Genomic DNA, 16,731 nt, shown 5'->3' with positions numbered 1-16,731 from the left:
CGTAGTATTTCGATAGCTGAACGGAGATAACAGCATGACACCCCAAGCGGTGGTCTTTGACATTGGGAACGTGTTGATCGAATGGCAGCCCGAACGGTTCTTTGACGGCGTGATCGGTGAGGGCCGCAGGCGTGCGATGTTCGACGCGGTTGATCTGCATGCAATGAATGACCGCGTGGATTCCGGCGAGACATTTCAGGATGTGATCACTGAGGTCGCAGAGGCAACGCCGGACTGGCATCGCGAGATCATGCTATGGCATGACCGCTGGCTCGACATGGCGTCACCGGCGATTGACCATTCCGTACGCCTGATGGGGGCCTTGCAGGCGCGGGGCGTTCCCGTTTTTTCCCTCACGAATTTTGGCATCCAAACCTATGATCTGGCGGCAACCCGCTATCCGTTTCTGCGCCAGTTCGACCGTGATTTCATTTCAGGGCATTTGGGTGTGATCAAACCGAACCCTGCGATCTATCAGGCGGTCGAAGAGGCGGGCGGTATTGCCCCGCAGGCGCTCTTGTTTACCGATGACCGGACCGACAATATCGCGGCAGCAGCCGCGCGCGGCTGGCAGACACATCTTTTTGAGGGATCGCAAGGCTGGGCGGACCGGCTTGTTGCTGCTGGTCTACTTTCTGCGGAGGATGCAAAATGACCATTCCGATGATCCCTTTTGAGGAGGGCGAGGCTACGCTGGACTGGATTGGCCTGACCGATGCACTGGCCGCCGGTCATGATCTGCCCCGCGCCGAGATAGGCGATACGTTCCTGTACCGTGGCGACGACACCCTACTGAGCCGCGCTGCGTGGATTGACGGTTTAGGCATGGCCGTAAAAACCGCCACTGTATTTCCGGCTAACCCGTCTAAGGGCGTGCCAATGATTAACGGCGGGCTGAACCTTTATGGCGATGCGGATGGCACGCTTGCGGCGATTGTGGATTTCCACCTTGTGACCAAGTGGAAGACCGCGGGCGACAGCTTGCTTGCCGCACGGCGATTGGCGCGACCAGACAGCCGGAACATCACGATCGTTGGTGCAGGCAATCAGGGGCGCGCCTTACATGCGGCTTATAGGTCCGCGTTTCCCGATGCGGTCTTTACTGTCTGGAACCGCACCCGCGCCAACGCGGAGGCCATGGCCGCAGAATTGCCAGATCTGCGCGTGGCCGACGATCTGGAAACGGCTGTGTCAGGTGCAGATATCGTCACATCCGCCACGATGTCGACCGCACCACTGATCAAGGGAGACTGGCTCAGACCCGGCCAGCATATCGACCTGATTGGTGCCTATCGTCCTGACATGCGTGAAGTCGATGATGAAGCTTTGCTGAAGTCGCGTGTCTTTGTGGACAGTTTCGAGACCACCATCGGGCATATCGGTGAAATCAACATTCCGCTGGAAAGCGGCGTAATTGATCGCAGCCATCTGGTTGCGGACTATTACGATCTGACGGCGTTTACCCGTAAGAGCGCGGATGAGATAACCTTGTTCAAGAACGGCGGGGGTGCCCACCTTGATCTGATGACCTCTCGCTACATTCTGGATCGCTGGAACGCGCGCGCATGATCTGGTGGCTGATCCTTGCGGTGCTGATTGCAGCACCTTTGGTGATCGAACACCGCAGACGCGTCATGGATGACGCCGCACGCGGATCGGCCAAGGGGCAGTTTGTAGAGCTTTCGCAAGGCGTCACACATTTCGAATGGCACGGCCCGCCCCGTGGCCCTGTTATTGTCTGTATCCACGGGCTGACCACGCCCAGCTTCGTCTGGCGCGGCATGACGCGCTCGCTCGCTGTCGCGGGCTTTCGGGTGCTGACCTATGATTTATACGGGCGGGGCTATTCATCCCGACCCAAAGGACCACAAGATCGCAAGTTCTTTCTGACTCAGCTCACCGAACTCTTGGCACGCGAAGGTGTTGATGATGATCTGACAGTGATCGGCTATTCGATGGGGGGTGCCATCGCCACCACCTTTGCCGCGACGTACCCCGAACGGATGCGCCAGTTGGTGCTGCTCGCCCCTGCCGGAATGCGCGTTGTCAAAGGCGGGTTGGTCGGCTTTGTCAAACGGACGCCGCTGGTCGGTGACTGGATCACGCTCGCGCTATATCCGCGCCTGCTGCGTAGTGGTATCCGGGCAGAGCGTGGCATTCCCGGAAGCGTGCCGTCCGTCGGTGATCTGCAAGAAGCCGAGATCGAGGTGAAGGGCTTCCTGCCTGCTGTCCTTGCCAGTTTGCGCGGAATCCTGTCCGAAGACCTCTCTGCCGATCACAGGGCAATCGCGGCCTATGGTCTTCCTGTGTTGGCCATCTGGGGACGGGAGGACAGTGTGATCCCGCTCAGCTGCATCGGCACATTGGCGGAATGGAACCGCAACGCGCAGCAAGAGGTGATCGACGGTGCCGGCCACGGGTTGACCTATACCCACAGCGATACAGTCCTGCGCCTCATGCGCGGCTGGATGAAGATGCCGCAAACCTAAAGCCGCTTATGCAGTGACCAACCCTTCGAGCCTGCGTTCGCGGATAGGTAAATGCACAATCGCACTGAACGCGCCAATCCCAACACCGATCCACCAGACGGCGGTGTAGTTGCCGTATAGGTCGTACATCCGCCCTCCCAGCCAAACGCCCAGAAAACTGCCCAGCTGGTGGCTGAAAAAGACGATGCCATACAGCGTGCCCATGTAGCGCAGTCCGTAAATATGCGCGACCAGACCTGAGGTCAGCGGGACGGTCGCCAACCAAAGTGCGCCCATCGTGACGGAGAACAGGATCACCGTCACAGGGGTAATGGGGAATAGTATGAACAGGGTCGCGACAATCGTCCGCCCGACATAAATCCCCGCCAACAGGTATTTTTTAGAATATCGCTTGCCCGCCCAACCGGCTGCCAGAGTGCCTGCGATATTTGCAAGACCGATCAGTGAAATCGCTACAGCCCCAAGTGCAGACGTCGTCGTGATACCAATGTTGTGCAGCACGCCCCCCGCAAGGATCGGGCCACACATTTCGGTTACAAAAGCGGGAAAATGCGCTGTGATAAACGCGAGCTGGTATCCACATGAAAAGAAGCCCAGAAAGATCAGCGTATAGGAGGGATCTTTGAACGCTTTCATTAAAATCTGGCCAAGGCTCTCTTCAAGCTCTGCCTTGCTTGCCATCGCGGGTGCCCGCATCATCGGAAGCGTCAGGATCAACAGCAGGATTACTACCGCGAAGACCATGAAAGTCGACTGCCAGCTGAGGAATGTTAGCATCCATTCAGCAACAGGAGCGCCAAAAACCTGCCCCGCGCTGCCCGCGGCAGTGGCAATTGCCAATGCCATCGACCGGTTCTCATCCGAAGCGGCGCGCCCGACCATGGCAAGGATCACCCCGAAACCCGTCCCCGCAATGCCAAACCCCACAAGCCAAGCGTACGCCTGATGCTCAAGCGGCGTGGTCGAATTTGCCGACAGCACCATGCCTAGGGCGTATACTACGGCACCGATAATGATCGACCGCCGATCACCGATCTTTTCTGCGATGGCCCCGAATATCGGCTGACCGATACCCCAAGCAAGGTTTTGGATAGCAATCGCAAGCGAGAACTCAGACCGCAGCCAGCCGAATTGCTCAGCAATCGGGATCTGGAACACCCCGAACGACGCCCTGACCGCGAAGCTAACCATGATGATAATACAGCCCACCATCAAAACGGGAGAGATAAGGGAGGCGCGTTGTTCCATCGGGATCATCCTTGGTATTCTGCGGGCAAAGTACGCAGATTGCCGAAAGGGTCAAATGACGCCTTGTGATTAGATGTTCACAGGTTGTGATGTAAGCAGATCACCAGCCCCGCTTTCCAAGCTATCGGTCTTTGCGCTATGCAGCCCCTTATGACTAGTTTGCGCGAAACCTATGACGCCCTCATCCAAGACGGCACCCTGCACGCTGACCCTGCGCAGGAAGCTGTTCTGGCAGAGTTTGACCGTATCCGTGATGCCCTGCTTGTGCCTGTGAAGAAGGGCCTGTTTCGCAAAGCGCCCGAACCGCCGATGGGCTTGTATCTCTGGGGTGGCGTGGGGCGTGGCAAATCCATGTTGATGGACATGTTCGTCGCCCATCTGGAGGAAATCCCATCAAGGCGCGTGCATTTTCACGCCTTCATGCAGGAAATCCATGCCGCGATGCACGAGGCCCGCAAAACAGGTGTCGATGATGCCATCGCGCCTGTCGCCGCAGATGTTGCCTCCTCTGTCCGATTGTTGGCCTTCGACGAAATGCAGATCACCGATATTACGGACGCCATGATCGTCGGGCGGTTGTTTCAGGCGCTTTTCGCGGCGGGCGTTGTGGTGGTGACCACCTCGAACCGGATACCCGATGCGCTTTACAAAGACGGGCTGAACCGCAACCTGTTCGTGCCATTCATTGAGTTAATTAAAGAAAAGATGGTCGTGCACGAGCTGGCCAGCCCGAAAGACTACCGTCAGGACAGGTTGGCAGGCACGCAGGTCTATTTCACACCTGCCAATGCCGAAGCCCGCGCGGCGATGGATGCAGTTTGGGACGATCTTGCGGGCGATGCAGGCAGCCCCCTCACCCTGCGGGTCAAGGGGCGTGACGTCGTTATCCCACAATACCACAATGCGATGGCGCGTGCGCGGTTTCATGATTTATGTGGCAAGCCGCTGGGCCCTGCCGATTATCTGGCGTTGGCAGAAGCGGTGCGTGTTCTGATGATTGACGACATTCCATCGCTTGGCCGTACAAATTTTAACGAAGCAAAAAGGTTCGTGACCCTGATTGATGCTCTGTACGAGGCGCAGGTCCGGCTGATCTGTTCAGCTGCGGCAGCGCCAGAGATGCTGTATCTTGAGGGCGAAGGCACATTCGAGTTCGAGCGCACCGCATCGCGGCTGCGTGAAATGCAAGCCGAAGGCTGGGGCAAATCTACCGCCGACTGATCGGCCCGGACTAGTCTGTGACGGTAACGGTATCGCCGCGCGTCACGACATCTTCGGGATGGTAAGGCGCATCGCCCATATACAGCGTCCAAAGCCCGCCGCCGATAATACCAAGTCCGATCAAAATAAAAATGATCTGTGAAAAACCGCGACGGTCCTTGGAGCCAGACGGTGTTTGGGCAGCGTTATCCTCTTGTTTCATCATGCTCTTCCTCGGTGGATTCCAGTATTAGCGCCGCAGCAGCGCATCTGAATTGCCCCGAATATAGAAGATTTTCGCCCTTTGCGGGACCACGAGAAGTTAAAATTACCCGTTCTGACGCAAAACTGCACCAGCCAGATAAAGAGAACCGCAAATCAGTACCCGCGCCTGAGGGTCTTGGGCGATAATATCGCGCAAGGCCGCTTCAACGCTTTCGGCCTCAAAGGCCGTCATGCCCACATCTCTGGCTGCGGCTGCTGTCTCTTGTGCTGACAAGGTGGCCGCCTCACCGGGGATAGAAACAGCATGAAGCGTCTTTGCCTGTTTCGCCAAGGGTCGCATGTAGCCTGCGATGTCTTTGGTATTCAGCATGCCGCAGATCAGATGCATCGGGCGCGCGGGCCCCGTCGCCAGCAAATCGGCAATTGCCTGACCGGCAGATGCGTTATGACCACCATCCAACCAAAGCTCCGCTTGAGGAGCAATCTCGGTCAGCACGCCGGTTTTCAGGCGTTGCATGCGCGCTGGCCAGAACGCTTGGGTCACCGCCGCCTCGCAGGCCGCTTCATCACAGCCGAAATGCCGCAAAGCAGCAAGCGCGGCACCGGCGTTCATGACTTGGTGGGCACCCGGCAGGTTCGGCAAGGGTAAATCGAGAAGTCCGGTTTCATCCTGATAAACCAACCTGCCCGCCTCCATCCCGACATGCCATTGCTGGCCGTAGGCCAAAAGAGGTGCACCAAGACGCGCAGCAGTTTGTTCAATGACGTCCAGCCCCGCCTCTTCCTGCGGACCGACGACGCAAGGGACACCGCGCTTAATGATACCAGCCTTTTCACCTGCAATTTCTGGCAAAGTCTCGCCCAGAAACTGCGTGTGGTCGATTGAAACAGGGGTGATGATGCTGAGCGCGACGCTGTCCATCACATTGGTCGCGTCAAGGCGGCCGCCAAGACCGACTTCCAGCAGTGTATAATCTGCCAACGTCCGCGAAAATGCCAACAGCGCAGCAGCCGTCGTGATTTCGAAATAGGTGATCGTTTCGCCACCATTGGCGGCATAGCATTCATCCAGCACTGCGGTAAGCGCATCTTCGGATATCAATTCTCCTGCCAGACGAATCCGTTCATGGAACCGCGCCAGATGCGGCGAGGTATAGGCATGCACCGTCTTGCCGGATGCTTCCAATCCAGCGCGGATCATCGCTTGGGTCGACCCCTTGCCGTTTGTGCCTGCGATATGGATCACCGGCGGCAATTTGTTCTGCGGGTTTCCCAATGCCTCGAGCAGCCGGAACATCCGTCCCAGTGTCAGGTCGATCACCTTGGGGTGCAAAGCCATCATCCGTTCAAGGATGTGGTCAGATGTTTCCGCCGTCATCCCTTGTCAGGGGCCGCTTTGACCGCGCCTTCATCGGTCTCGTCTGACAAAGCGTGCTCCAGCTCGCCGGGATCTTGCGGCGGGGGCAGATCGCCGCGTACGGCAGGCGGCAGGCCCAGCAACATGCGGGTGATATTGATCAGCTCGTCGCGCAATTCGGTGCGGGGGGTCACGCGGTCCAGCATCCCGTGGTCGAGCAGGTATTCAGCGCGCTGAAAACCGTCCGGCAGCTTTTCACGGATCGTCTGTTCGATCACGCGCGGGCCTGCGAAACAAATCAGGGCATTCGGTTCTGCGATATGTACGTCGCCCAGCATTGCATAGCTCGCGGTTACACCACCGGTCGTCGGATGTGTCAGTACGACGATATAGGGCAGACCCGCTTCTTTCAGCATCTGCACCGCAACCGTTGTACGCGGCATTTGCATCAAGGACAGGATGCCTTCCTGCATCCGCGCACCACCGGCGGCAGAAAACAGGATCAGCGGACGCTTGAGTTTCACCGCTTCTGTCGCGGCGGCGATGATCGCGTTCCCGACATACATCCCCATTGAACCCGCCATAAAGGAAAAGTCCTGACAGGCCGCAACGATCGGGGTGCGCCCAATCTCTCCGGTGGCCACAAGCATCGCTTCAGCTTCACCTGTCTGCTTTTGCGCGGCACGCAGACGATCCGGATATTTTTTCTGGTCGCGGAAATGCAACGGGTCCGGCGTCGGTGCCGGAACGCTGATCTCGGAAAACAAGCCACCGTCAAAAAGGGCCGTCAACCGGGCACGTGGCGTGATCGGCATGTGATGACCACAGTTGGTACAGACATTCAGATTGTCCGATACCTCCCGGTGGAACAGCATTGTGCCGCAATCATCGCATTTGGTCCAAAGATTATCTGGCGTCTCGCGGCGCGAGAAGATGGAGTTGATCCGTGGACGGACGTAGTTCGAGATCCAGTTCATGCAGGGCCCCTGATGGCTTTACTGGCTTTGAGATAAGCCGTGAGTGGAAGAAATGCAATCAACGCCTGATTGCCAGTCGCGCGGCAAGCCAAAGCACGATCATCATGGCGAAATCAACTGGCAGCCACGTGCGCAGAATTGCCGGATCGTCCATACCAAATGGCGTGAGATAAAGCGCAAGACCCGTCATTTCGTCCGGCAACGATATAAACATAAATGCCGAAACATTGTTAATGAAATGCACCGCAATGGCAGGCCCCAGTGAACCGGACCGTGCCGTCAGATCGGCCATCAGAATGCCGAAAAGACCGGCCCAGACGGCAATCCAAATCGCGTTTTCTCCAGCCATATCAGGCAGGTAATGCCCAAGCGCAAACAGTACTGATGGCAAAACCATCCAGATCAGCGGGTGGTCAAATCGCGCCGCAAGCTGCTGCTGGACATAACCGCGAAAAACGATCTCCTCGGCGCTGGTCTGGATCAGAATAAAAAACAGGGAGGGGACGAACAGGACCAACCATTTGCCAAGCGGCATGTTTGGCACATAATCCGCGCCCATATCCCAAGGCGGGGCTATAAAAATAAGCAATGTAATCCCCGCGACCATGACGAAAGTCGCACGAAAATCGCGGCGCAGTCTATCTTTCGGCCCAAGAAGGCTCGCGAAAGAGCGGTCATGCAGCAGACGGACACTCAGACCGGCACCGACGCTCATAAATGCGAAACTGAACAACAGCACGTACATGGCAGGCGCGCTTTCCTGCCAAAGCCAGTCCTGTCCACTGCCACCCCCTCCCGCAGACGTCAGGCCAAGGACAACCTGAAAGAAAATCTGGTTGAGCATAACGTAGGCAAAGAATGCGAGCACAAGTCCAGCCACCAGCCGCCAAGCCTCTGACCGCGCGCGGGCGGGTGCAATAAAGGCGGCGTGGGCCGCGTAGGCATTTGGGTTCATTCGTTTGGCACCTGACTGGGCTTTACCACCGGTGGCGGCGGCGGGCCGATGTCGCGGGGCAGCTCGATCCCTGCCGCGATCAAAATCTCCGCAGCCCCGTTCAGGTGTCCCGAGACGGTGCGCAGCAAACTCAGCAGTACGTCCTTGTCGCTCTCGATCACCGACATAAACTGCTCCGCTCCGATGCGCAGGAACGTCACCTCTTCGGTTGCGTTAAGGTCAAGCTGTCGCGGCTCGTCGAGAATAATCGAAAGATCACCGATCAAACGGCCCGGTTCTACGTCCGATACGTGATGGAAGATGCCATCTTCATCGACGGCCCCCAACTCAGCTTTACCGGACAGGCAAAGGTATGCCGCATCAGGCGGTTGGCCTGCGGAGAAAATCTTGTGCCCCTCGTCGGCTTTGTACCACTGCGCGGCGAAGGCGAGCAGACGCTGGTTACGACCGTTCAGAGACGCGAACAGGTCGTTCTTGCGAATGACCCGAAGTTTGCGGCGCAGATCGCTTGCGGCTTCGCCTTCCTGCTCAAGCTTGTCTGTGCGCTCGATCCCGTCGATCCTGCCGTTGCTTATCTCGACATGCAGGTCGAAATCCTGCGCATCAGTGAAGTTGTCTTCGATATAGATTTGTGTGGTTTCTGGCAAAAGCGCGCTGATCCGGTTGCGCATCAAGGCGCGTGCTTCTTTGTCCTGTCCAGTCATGGATTGGTTCAAAATCAACACATCTGGGCGCTTGATAAGGGCCCGACCATAAGCTGCCCGCTGCTGGAACACGGCAGGGAAATTAGTACCGCCGATCGCGGTGTGCACATCGAACAGGGTCTGCGAAACCATCTGTTTAAGGTCATGCTTGACCAGCACATCCGCCACTACATCCCGCACCAGATCGGCCTGTAGACCCGCCATTGCAGAAATACGACCATAGAGCAGGTTTTCCAGCAGTGTCAGTCGCGGCAAATAGATTTCGGGTGAAACCGGCACAAAGAGATCGGCTGTCTGTTCGCGCAAGGCAGAACCTTTGCTGTTGCGGATGCGCACAATCTCTTCTTTGAAGCTTTCCGGAAAGGCAGGTCCAATTTGTTCTGCTGTCAACGCGAAAGGCACCGTCATCAGCAGCGCGAATTCTTCCGATGACAGCGCCTCGTCCCCTCGCTCGGCGCGGCGCATCGCAATATCAACCAGTCGTTCGTATTCTCTCTCTTCCAGGCCCAACGCTGTGAACAGCGGGTGGTCTGTGCCGTCCATCCCAAAGGTCTGGTGCAACGTCTCGACAATGGTCTGGGAGATCGCGATCGCTTTCTCGCCTAACCCCTGATCCATTACCATCGCCAGAAACCCGCCCTCTGCGACGAGTTCCGCTTGAGAGATATCACGGCGAGGGGCGGCGAATATCAGGTTACCGCCCAAAGGCACGGCGGGGTTAAAGCGGTCAGGGTCAAAGCGGTGCACAGCGGCGTCCAGCTTTTCCTCGCGCAAACGCTCGTGCACCTCATCACGCAGGCCGACCACACGCGCGACCAGATCAGCGTGTTTTTCGGGGTCGATACGTGCGTCGAGCATCCGCGCAAAAATCGGGTCCGCCGTTCCAAGCGCTTCGGTAATCTCGAACCAGAATTTATAGACGTCTTCCCGCGTGTTCAGATCAGCGATTTCAGGATCAAGCCAGTCGGCGCGGGTGCTGTCAGGGCTGTTGCCACTGCGGCGCGCTTCAATGGTGGACCTGTCGCTGTGCTTGGGATCCCACAGGACCGTCTTCGGGCTGGTCATCAGCGGCATCAACAGATTGTCACCTACATCGCCCTGAAACAGGTAGGGCTGTGTTTGCGCATACCCGATCCGCGCGGCGACGACCGCCTGATGCAATTGGGATAGGTCATGCCCAGCCATGGTCACCTTACCGCGTGTCGGTACGATCTCACGGGTCAATACCTCTGAAAGCGCGGTCCGCTCTGACTGGTTGGTGACCTGCACCGCAACCTGACTGCCTGCCGGTATTTTGAGTGAAATGTCGTTCAGCACCATGTCACCGCTGGCATTACGCACAGACACGTTTGACAGAACCACATCACCGCGCAGATGCGGTATTTCCTCTGGTGTGCCTTCAAGCATGGACGCATCCATCATCCCGTCGGGGGCAAATCGGTCTGTTACCACTTCCCAACGCAACGCCATGTCCTGCGTCTGGTTATAATAGGCGAGCAGTTCTTTCCACGGACTGCTCAGGTCCTTGTACGCCGCAAGGGCAGCAACGAGCGCCCCGACCGTGATGTCGCCTTTGATCGCAAGGTAGCCACCAACGGCGTAGAAGAAGAACGGCGTTAGCTGGGTGATGAAGTTGTTGAGAAACTTCATAAAGAACTTTTTCTGGTAGATCCGGAAACGGATATCAAAAAGCCGCCCCAGCCGGTCGGTGAACCATGCCAGCCGATACCGCCATCCGCCATTTGTGCGCAGGTCCGTGATGCCTGCTGCGGTTTCGCCAATCTCGGCTGCCAGGTGGCGCACCTCGATAATCCGCTCCTTGTTCAACTGGTTGATCTGGCGTTGCAGCATTGGGATGATCCATGCCTGCAACGGGATCAGTGCGACCCCCGCCAACCCGAACCAGACCGACTGCAGGAACAAAAACACTACAATGATCAACATCTGGCCTGCCTGAAAAACCGGCTGCGCCACCGCGTCTCCCATCAACCCGCCCATAGGCTCGGCCTCTGAAGTGACCATGCTGACCAGCTCGCCCTGCGACGTATTTTGATAATAGCTGCGCGGAAAGCGCATCATCCGGTTGACCAACTGGTAGCGGAAGCGGCGGAGCATCCGCTCCGACAGCACACCTTTCATGGTATTCAACCGCATTTTCAGCAATCCGTGCACCAGCACAGCGGCAAGATAGGCGAAACAAAGGATCAGCAGAAACTGCACTTGCGTGAATGCATAGCCGAAGACGTCGATCGTGCTCAGCTCGGCACCGATGGCGTCGTTGATAATACGTTTGGGAAGTTCAAGCGTCGCGTAGAGGAACGGGAATGTAAAAAGCGTGAACAACAACAGGTAGATCTGGTCGCGCTTCGAATACTTCCAGATAAACGAAAAGATGCTGCGTTCCATACGGGGACTTTCGGATAAGAGGCGGGCGTATATGTCCCTGAACGTCTTGGCAGACAAGGTAGGGCGGGAATGCAGCCATTACAACATCACCACTTTACCTTGCAGCAGCCCGCCCGCACGACTATTCCGGTGCGGACACGATTTCCGAGGGAGGCCCTGATGTCCACCAACCAACGCTTTGACAAATCCAAACTGCCCAGCCGCCATGTAACCGAAGGGCCCGCGCGCGCGCCGCACCGGTCCTATTATTACGCGATGGGCATGACCGAAGAGGAAATCCACCAGCCATTGGTCGGTGTTGCCACCTGCTGGAACGAAGCGGCACCGTGTAACATCGCGTTGAGCCGTCAGGCGCAGGCGGTCAAGCAAGGCGTTAAGGAAGAACAGGGTACACCGCGCGAATTTACGACGATCACCGTCACCGACGGCATTGCGATGGGTCATGAAGGGATGCGTTCGTCACTGGCAAGCCGCGATGCGATTGCCGATACAGTTGAGCTGACCATGCGCGGCCACTGCTACGACGCGCTGGTTGGGCTTGCGGGCTGCGACAAATCACTGCCGGGTATGATGATGGCGATGATCCGTCTGAATGTACCTTCCGTGTTCCTTTACGGCGGGTCGATCCTGCCGGGCAAAGCACCCAAGGGCGCTGATGTACCACAGGCATTCGCAGAGCGTGACCTGACAGTTCAGGATATGTTCGAGGCGGTTGGCAACTTCCAGTCCGGCACCATGACCGAAGCGGAGCTTGAAATCCTTGAGCGCGTCGCCTGTCCGTCTGCGGGTGCCTGCGGTGGCCAGTTCACCGCCAATACCATGGCCTGTGTGTCCGAAGCGATCGGTCTGGCCCTACTGAATTCTTCCGGCATGCCGGCCCCATACAAGGATCGCGATGAGTATGGCCGCGCCTCCGGTGGAGCCGTGATGAACCTGATCGAAAAGAACATCCGCGCGCGTGATATCTGCACAAGGGAAGCGTTTGAGAATGCTGCGCGCATCGTGGCTTGCACCGGTGGCTCCACCAATGCCGGCCTTCACCTGCCTGCAATGGCGCATGAGGCGGGCATCGACTTCTTCCTCGAAGATGTTTGCGAAATCTTCCGCGACACGCCCCACTTTGTCGATATGAAGCCGGGCGGTGCGTATGTTGCGAAAGATCTTTATGATGCGGGCGGCGTGCCTGTCGTGCTGAATGAGCTTCGCAAAGCAGGTCTGGTGCACACCGATTGTATGACTGCATCGGGTTACTCGCTGGGTGAAGAACTGGACAAGATCACCCGCGAAGCGGATGGCAAGGTCATTCACACCATCGACAACCCGATCAGCAAGACCGGCGGCGTTGTTGGTCTAAAAGGCAACCTTGCCCCAGAGGGAGCCATCGTGAAAATCGCGGGCATGGCAGAAGAAGACATTGTCTTTACCGGCCCTGCGCTGATCTTTGAATGTGAGCAGGACGCCTTTGAGGCGGTACAAAACCGCACCTATTCCGAAGGCGACGTCTTTGTTATCCGCAACGAAGGGCCGCGTGGCGGACCGGGTATGCGCGAGATGCTGGCGACCACGGCAGCCCTGTCGGGTCAGGGCATGGGCAAAAAAGTCGCTCTGATTACCGATGGCCGTTTCTCTGGTGCAACACGCGGTTTCTGCGTAGGTCACGTGGGCCCCGAAGCCGCGATGGGCGGCCCCATCGGGCTGCTCGAAAACGGCGACATGATTACGCTCAACGCCATCACCGGATCGATCAGCGTTGATCTGACCGACGAAGAGCTCGCTGCACGCAAAGCCAATTGGAAAGGCCCGCGCCCGACCGACTATGCCTCTGGCGCGCTGTGGAAATACGCCCAGCTTGTCGGACCAACCTATCTGGGTGCCGTGACACATCCCGGCGGCAAGGCGGAAACCCATGATTACATGGAGCTCTAAGGCAGCAGGTGCCACCCTTGCAGTCGGTCTGCTGGCCGGCTGCGAGGGTGGCGACCTTGGAGCCTTGCTCCCGTCATCACAAGACAGTGGTAAAGTTGCATTGTCACAGGCACGCATGGCATTCGGTTCTGTCATGCTGCGCCCGCCAAGCGGCTTTTGCATCGATAAAAGCAGCCTGAAGCAAAACTTTGCACTGATGGCGCGGTGCGATGCGCTTGGTGCGCCTTCTGCGGCCTCCGATGCTCCCCGTGGGCTGATCTCCGTCAGTTTTTCCAAGGCGCTGGAGACATTGCCGACTGCCGTCCAGACGGCTGAGGCGTTGTCCCTTACCGGCGTTTCAGACACCAGAATACAGGACGGTCATGTCACGTTCCGTGCGACCGGCACGACACCTGCAGACGGCCTTAGCGCTGTGCATTGGCGTGGAATCGTAAAGGTCAACGATCAGGTGATGGGCATCGCGCTTTTCGCTCCGGAAGGCGCACGGGCAACCGGATCCAGCGGCCGCGCCCTGCTTTTGGAGATTATCGCAGGAACCACAGCCGGATTTTGAGACGCCTGACCAGAGGATTGTTTCGCCGATAGCAACATCGCTGGATTAATCCTTTGGATTGTTGCCAATTTATTTGAATGAAACCAATCCCGGCGATACAACAGCCGGAACCGGTAAAACATCAGGGCGCGTGCGGTCATGTCCAGAATTAACCTTGGCCTTTTCGATGGAAGCGTATTCTCTCGGAATATCCAGCGATGGGCCAAAGCAGCACAACGTGCATCCAAGACGGAACTGCCGGTACTGCGCCGACAGCGCAACCGCGCGCGTGCGCTCAAAATGCATCTCGACAAGCTGATCCATACAGCGGACGAACGGCTCGCACTGCCGATGATCGGCTCCACCAGCTTTCCAAAGCCACACAATGCTGACTGGTCATGGAGGCCGGAACTGTGGCGTGGTCCGCTTGCGACACCGGGCCTGTCAGCGGTCGAAACCAAGTCGATGCTGGGCAACGAGGTTACCCTGTTTCATGATTGTGCGTTTTCCGAACTGACCCTGCGCCAACTGCGTAACCTGCGCGAGGCAGATCTGGCCCCATATGGTTTACGTTTGGATGTTTTCCAATTTGACGGATCGTTCTTGTCATTGGTGATTGATCTGCCCGAAGACGGCATAAAGGGGCTGAAACGGACGCATTTGCTGAGGATGGATGCCATCGTAGAGCTGGAAAAACCGCTCGAAATATTCGCGCGTCTCAACATCAAGCACGGGCCGAATACCGAACAGATTGTGCGTGAGCTTCCCCTGAACGAGGAAAACCACCGCGTCGAGTTTGACCTCGCTTATTCGAACCTGAACGAGAAACGGGTCGAGCGGGCTTGGATCGACCTGATCTTCGAAGGGCCACAGATGAACCAAGTGGTGCTGCGCGACCTCACCTTCTCGCGGCGCCCGCGTGCGCAGCTTTAATCACTGAACGGAGCCGGTATGTCCGCGTTGCAACTGACCAAAACCAAAATGAAAGAAGGCATGTGGCAGGGGATCATCACCGGCATGGGTGAGGATGCGCCACGAGTCGAAGTCACGCATGAGAACGCTGTGATTTCGGACATTCTGTTGACCCACAATCAAAGCGCTGACCATTGGACGCTGTCCATCCCGATTCCGCCACAGGCAATTGCGGATGGCATTCAAACATTGATCATCCGCGACGTCGAAACCGATACAAAGATCGGACATGTCACGTTGATTGCGGCCGATGAACTTACGGATGATCTGCGTGCGGAAGTGGATTTACTGCGGGCCGAACTGGATATGCTCAAAAGCGCGTTCCGTCGACACTGCGTCGAGACGACTTGATCCCGCCAAGTTAGTAGACGACGGGCCACCCGATCAGGGCGACCCATCTATTGTCAGTCCTGCTCGCCCAGCGCAGAGAGCCCTTTGAGGATGTCGATGGCATAGGCCAGCTGGTAATCCTCTTCGCGCAACTCTGCCGCCTCTTCGGCCTTGGCACGGTCCTGCATGATCTGATCGACCTGATCTTCAGTCAGGCTGTCGTTGTTCAGACTGCCGCGCAGGTCGGCTTCTGACCGCAATGGACGTGCCGCTGTTTCCTCTTCATCCGTCTCTTGCGTAACGGGCGGCTGCGCCACGATGATATCGGGCGATACGCCCAACGCCTGAATGGAGCGTCCCGATGGCGTATAGTACCGCGCCGTGGTCAGACGCATGGCACCGGATCCGCGCAATGGCATCACGGTTTGAACAGAACCTTTACCAAAGCTTTTGGTCCCGATCACAATCGCACGGCGGTGGTCCTGAAGGGCACCAGCAACGATTTCCGAAGCAGAAGCAGAGCCGCCGTTGATCAGCACAACGATTGGTTTGCCCTGAGACAGATCACCGGGTGTTGCATTTACGCGATCACCATCTGCAAGTTCGCGACCACGCGTGCTGACAATTTCGCCCTTCTCAAGGAAGGCATCAGAGACAGCAATCGCCTGATTGAGCAAACCACCGGGGTTGTTGCGCATGTCGAGCACGATGCCGTTTATGTTATCAATGCCACCCGCTGCTTCAATTTGCTCTTCCAGACCTTCCTTCATCTTCGGGTAGGTCTGTTCGTTGAATGTGGTCAGGCGCAAAACTGCTGTCTGGCCTACGGTGCGCGCCCGAACAGCGGTCAGCTGGATCGTGTCACGTACGATGGACACGTCAAAGGGTTCCTGCTCGCCTTCGCGCACGATCGTGATCACGATCTCGGAGCCGACCGGCCCGCGCATCAATTCAACTGCATCGTCAAGCACCAGACCAAGCAGGCTTTCGCCATCTACATGCGTGATGAAGTCGCCTGCCTCAATACCAGCCTCATCTGCGGGCGTGCCATCAATCGGAGAGACGACTTTGACAAATCCCTCTTCTTGCGTGACCTCGATGCCAAGACCGCCAAATTCGCCGCGTGTCTGTTCACGCATTTTCGCCGCGTCTTTGGGCGACAGATAGCTCGAATGCGGATCAAGCGAGGTCAGCATACCGTTGATCGCCGCTTCGATCAGCTCACTGCTGTCTGTTTCTTCCACGTACTGCGCGCGGATCCGCTCAAAGATGTCGCCGAACAGGTCAAGTTGTTCGTACACGTTCTCCGTCTTGGCGCTTTCTTGTGCAAGCAGTGGTGCTGCGATCTGGGTCGTGGCGACAACGCCCAGAAATGTGCCGCCGGCGGCAGCCATGATAAACTTCTTCATT

General features: G+C 57.3%; 15 protein-coding genes. 8 read left to right on the top strand and 7 right to left on the bottom strand.

The annotated features are described in order from the left end of the window. Positions 1–34 precede the first annotated feature (34 nt). From Z946_RS0109545 to Z946_RS0109535, 3 genes are read left to right on the top strand one after another with little or no spacing between them, the layout of a single operon-like run. Positions 35–655: an HAD family hydrolase gene (locus Z946_RS0109545; RefSeq protein WP_025055512.1), complete on the top strand. Its 621-nt coding sequence runs from the start codon at positions 35–37 to the stop codon at positions 653–655. Then, positions 652–1,569, top strand: coding sequence for an ornithine cyclodeaminase family protein (locus tag Z946_RS0109540; protein WP_025055511.1), 918 nt, complete (start codon positions 652–654; stop codon positions 1,567–1,569). The genes Z946_RS0109545 and Z946_RS0109540 overlap by 4 nt, the downstream gene beginning before the upstream one ends. Then, positions 1,566–2,489 carry an alpha/beta fold hydrolase gene (locus Z946_RS0109535; RefSeq protein WP_025055510.1) on the top strand — a complete coding sequence of 308 codons (924 nt, stop codon included), beginning with the start codon at positions 1,566–1,568 and terminating at the stop codon, positions 2,487–2,489. The genes Z946_RS0109540 and Z946_RS0109535 overlap by 4 nt, the downstream gene beginning before the upstream one ends. Before the next feature lie 6 nt (positions 2,490–2,495). On the opposite strand, the gene Z946_RS0109530 is transcribed toward Z946_RS0109535, so the two are convergent. Continuing rightward, a complete protein-coding gene (locus Z946_RS0109530; RefSeq protein WP_025055509.1) occupies positions 2,496–3,737 on the bottom strand; it encodes an MFS transporter in 1,242 nt (413 codons plus the stop codon). Positions 3,738–3,887: 150 nt separating this feature from the next. On the opposite strand from Z946_RS0109530, the gene zapE reads away from it, so the two are divergent. After that, positions 3,888–4,958 (top strand): cell division protein ZapE, encoded by a 1,071-nt coding sequence (zapE, locus tag Z946_RS0109525; protein ID WP_025055508.1) that lies wholly within the window; start codon positions 3,888–3,890, stop codon positions 4,956–4,958. Between the two features lie 10 nt (positions 4,959–4,968). On the opposite strand, the gene Z946_RS0109520 is transcribed toward zapE, so the two are convergent. From Z946_RS0109520 to Z946_RS0109500, 5 genes are all read right to left on the bottom strand, one after another. Next, positions 4,969–5,160 (bottom strand): hypothetical protein, encoded by a 192-nt coding sequence (locus Z946_RS0109520; RefSeq protein WP_025055507.1) that lies wholly within the window; start codon positions 5,158–5,160, stop codon positions 4,969–4,971. Positions 5,161–5,265: 105 nt separating this feature from the next. Next, entirely contained in the window at positions 5,266–6,540 is a 1,275-nt protein-coding gene (locus Z946_RS0109515) for a bifunctional folylpolyglutamate synthase/dihydrofolate synthase (RefSeq protein ID WP_025055506.1), read from the bottom strand. Then, positions 6,537–7,496 (bottom strand): acetyl-CoA carboxylase, carboxyltransferase subunit beta, encoded by a 960-nt coding sequence (gene accD / locus Z946_RS0109510; RefSeq protein WP_025055505.1) that lies wholly within the window; start codon positions 7,494–7,496, stop codon positions 6,537–6,539. Before accD ends, Z946_RS0109515 begins: the two co-directional genes overlap by 4 nt. A 58-nt stretch (positions 7,497–7,554) precedes the next feature. Further along, positions 7,555–8,451, bottom strand: coding sequence for a CPBP family intramembrane glutamic endopeptidase (locus Z946_RS0109505; RefSeq protein ID WP_025055504.1), 897 nt, complete (start codon positions 8,449–8,451; stop codon positions 7,555–7,557). Beyond that, entirely contained in the window at positions 8,448–11,561 is a 3,114-nt protein-coding gene (locus tag Z946_RS0109500) for an ABC transporter transmembrane domain-containing protein (protein ID WP_025055503.1), read from the bottom strand. The genes Z946_RS0109505 and Z946_RS0109500 overlap by 4 nt, the downstream gene beginning before the upstream one ends. Positions 11,562–11,720: 159 nt before the next feature. Between Z946_RS0109500 and ilvD the strand changes: the two genes are divergently transcribed. The 4 genes from ilvD to Z946_RS0109480 all read left to right on the top strand — a co-directional run bounded on the left by ilvD (position 11,721) and on the right by Z946_RS0109480 (position 15,342). Then, positions 11,721–13,487: a dihydroxy-acid dehydratase gene (gene ilvD, locus Z946_RS0109495; RefSeq protein ID WP_025055502.1), complete on the top strand. Its 1,767-nt coding sequence runs from the start codon at positions 11,721–11,723 to the stop codon at positions 13,485–13,487. After that, positions 13,468–14,040, top strand: a complete 573-nt coding sequence (locus Z946_RS0109490) for a hypothetical protein (RefSeq protein WP_025055501.1) — start codon at positions 13,468–13,470, stop codon at positions 14,038–14,040. The genes ilvD and Z946_RS0109490 overlap by 20 nt, the downstream gene beginning before the upstream one ends. A gap of 138 nt (positions 14,041–14,178) precedes the next feature. Continuing rightward, entirely contained in the window at positions 14,179–14,952 is a 774-nt protein-coding gene (locus tag Z946_RS0109485) for a DUF6478 family protein (RefSeq protein WP_025055500.1), read from the top strand. An 18-nt stretch (positions 14,953–14,970) separates the two neighbouring features. Then, positions 14,971–15,342, top strand: a complete 372-nt coding sequence (locus tag Z946_RS0109480) for a hypothetical protein (protein ID WP_025055499.1) — start codon at positions 14,971–14,973, stop codon at positions 15,340–15,342. Positions 15,343–15,395: 53 nt separating this feature from the next. Here Z946_RS0109480 and Z946_RS0109475 read toward each other — a convergent pair whose 3' ends face one another. Beyond that, positions 15,396–16,730, bottom strand: coding sequence for a S41 family peptidase (locus Z946_RS0109475; RefSeq protein WP_025055498.1), 1,335 nt, complete (start codon positions 16,728–16,730; stop codon positions 15,396–15,398). Between the last annotated feature and the right edge of the window lies 1 nt (position 16,731).

The organism is Sulfitobacter noctilucicola, from assembly GCF_000622385.1.
In the GTDB taxonomy this organism is placed as follows: Bacteria; Pseudomonadota; Alphaproteobacteria; order Rhodobacterales; family Rhodobacteraceae; genus Sulfitobacter; species Sulfitobacter noctilucicola.
Note: the sequence above shows the minus strand (reverse complement) of the source record. Positions and strands in the feature narration are given on the sequence as shown.

Coding starts and splice junctions, on each gene's coding strand:
- Z946_RS0109545 (WP_025055512.1), top strand. CDS start 35: ATGACACCCCAAGCGGTGGTCTTTGACATTGGGAACGTGTTGATCGAA.
- Z946_RS0109540 (WP_025055511.1), top strand. CDS start 652: ATGACCATTCCGATGATCCCTTTTGAGGAGGGCGAGGCTACGCTGGAC.
- Z946_RS0109535 (WP_025055510.1), top strand. CDS start 1,566: ATGATCTGGTGGCTGATCCTTGCGGTGCTGATTGCAGCACCTTTGGTG.
- Z946_RS0109530 (WP_025055509.1), bottom strand. CDS start 3,737: ATGGAACAACGCGCCTCCCTTATCTCTCCCGTTTTGATGGTGGGCTGT.
- zapE (WP_025055508.1), top strand. CDS start 3,888: ATGACTAGTTTGCGCGAAACCTATGACGCCCTCATCCAAGACGGCACC.
- Z946_RS0109520 (WP_025055507.1), bottom strand. CDS start 5,160: ATGAAACAAGAGGATAACGCTGCCCAAACACCGTCTGGCTCCAAGGAC.
- Z946_RS0109515 (WP_025055506.1), bottom strand. CDS start 6,540: ATGACGGCGGAAACATCTGACCACATCCTTGAACGGATGATGGCTTTG.
- accD (WP_025055505.1), bottom strand. CDS start 7,496: ATGAACTGGATCTCGAACTACGTCCGTCCACGGATCAACTCCATCTTC.
- Z946_RS0109505 (WP_025055504.1), bottom strand. CDS start 8,451: ATGAACCCAAATGCCTACGCGGCCCACGCCGCCTTTATTGCACCCGCC.
- Z946_RS0109500 (WP_025055503.1), bottom strand. CDS start 11,561: ATGGAACGCAGCATCTTTTCGTTTATCTGGAAGTATTCGAAGCGCGAC.
- ilvD (WP_025055502.1), top strand. CDS start 11,721: ATGTCCACCAACCAACGCTTTGACAAATCCAAACTGCCCAGCCGCCAT.
- Z946_RS0109490 (WP_025055501.1), top strand. CDS start 13,468: ATGATTACATGGAGCTCTAAGGCAGCAGGTGCCACCCTTGCAGTCGGT.
- Z946_RS0109485 (WP_025055500.1), top strand. CDS start 14,179: ATGTCCAGAATTAACCTTGGCCTTTTCGATGGAAGCGTATTCTCTCGG.
- Z946_RS0109480 (WP_025055499.1), top strand. CDS start 14,971: ATGTCCGCGTTGCAACTGACCAAAACCAAAATGAAAGAAGGCATGTGG.
- Z946_RS0109475 (WP_025055498.1), bottom strand. CDS start 16,730: ATGAAGAAGTTTATCATGGCTGCCGCCGGCGGCACATTTCTGGGCGTT.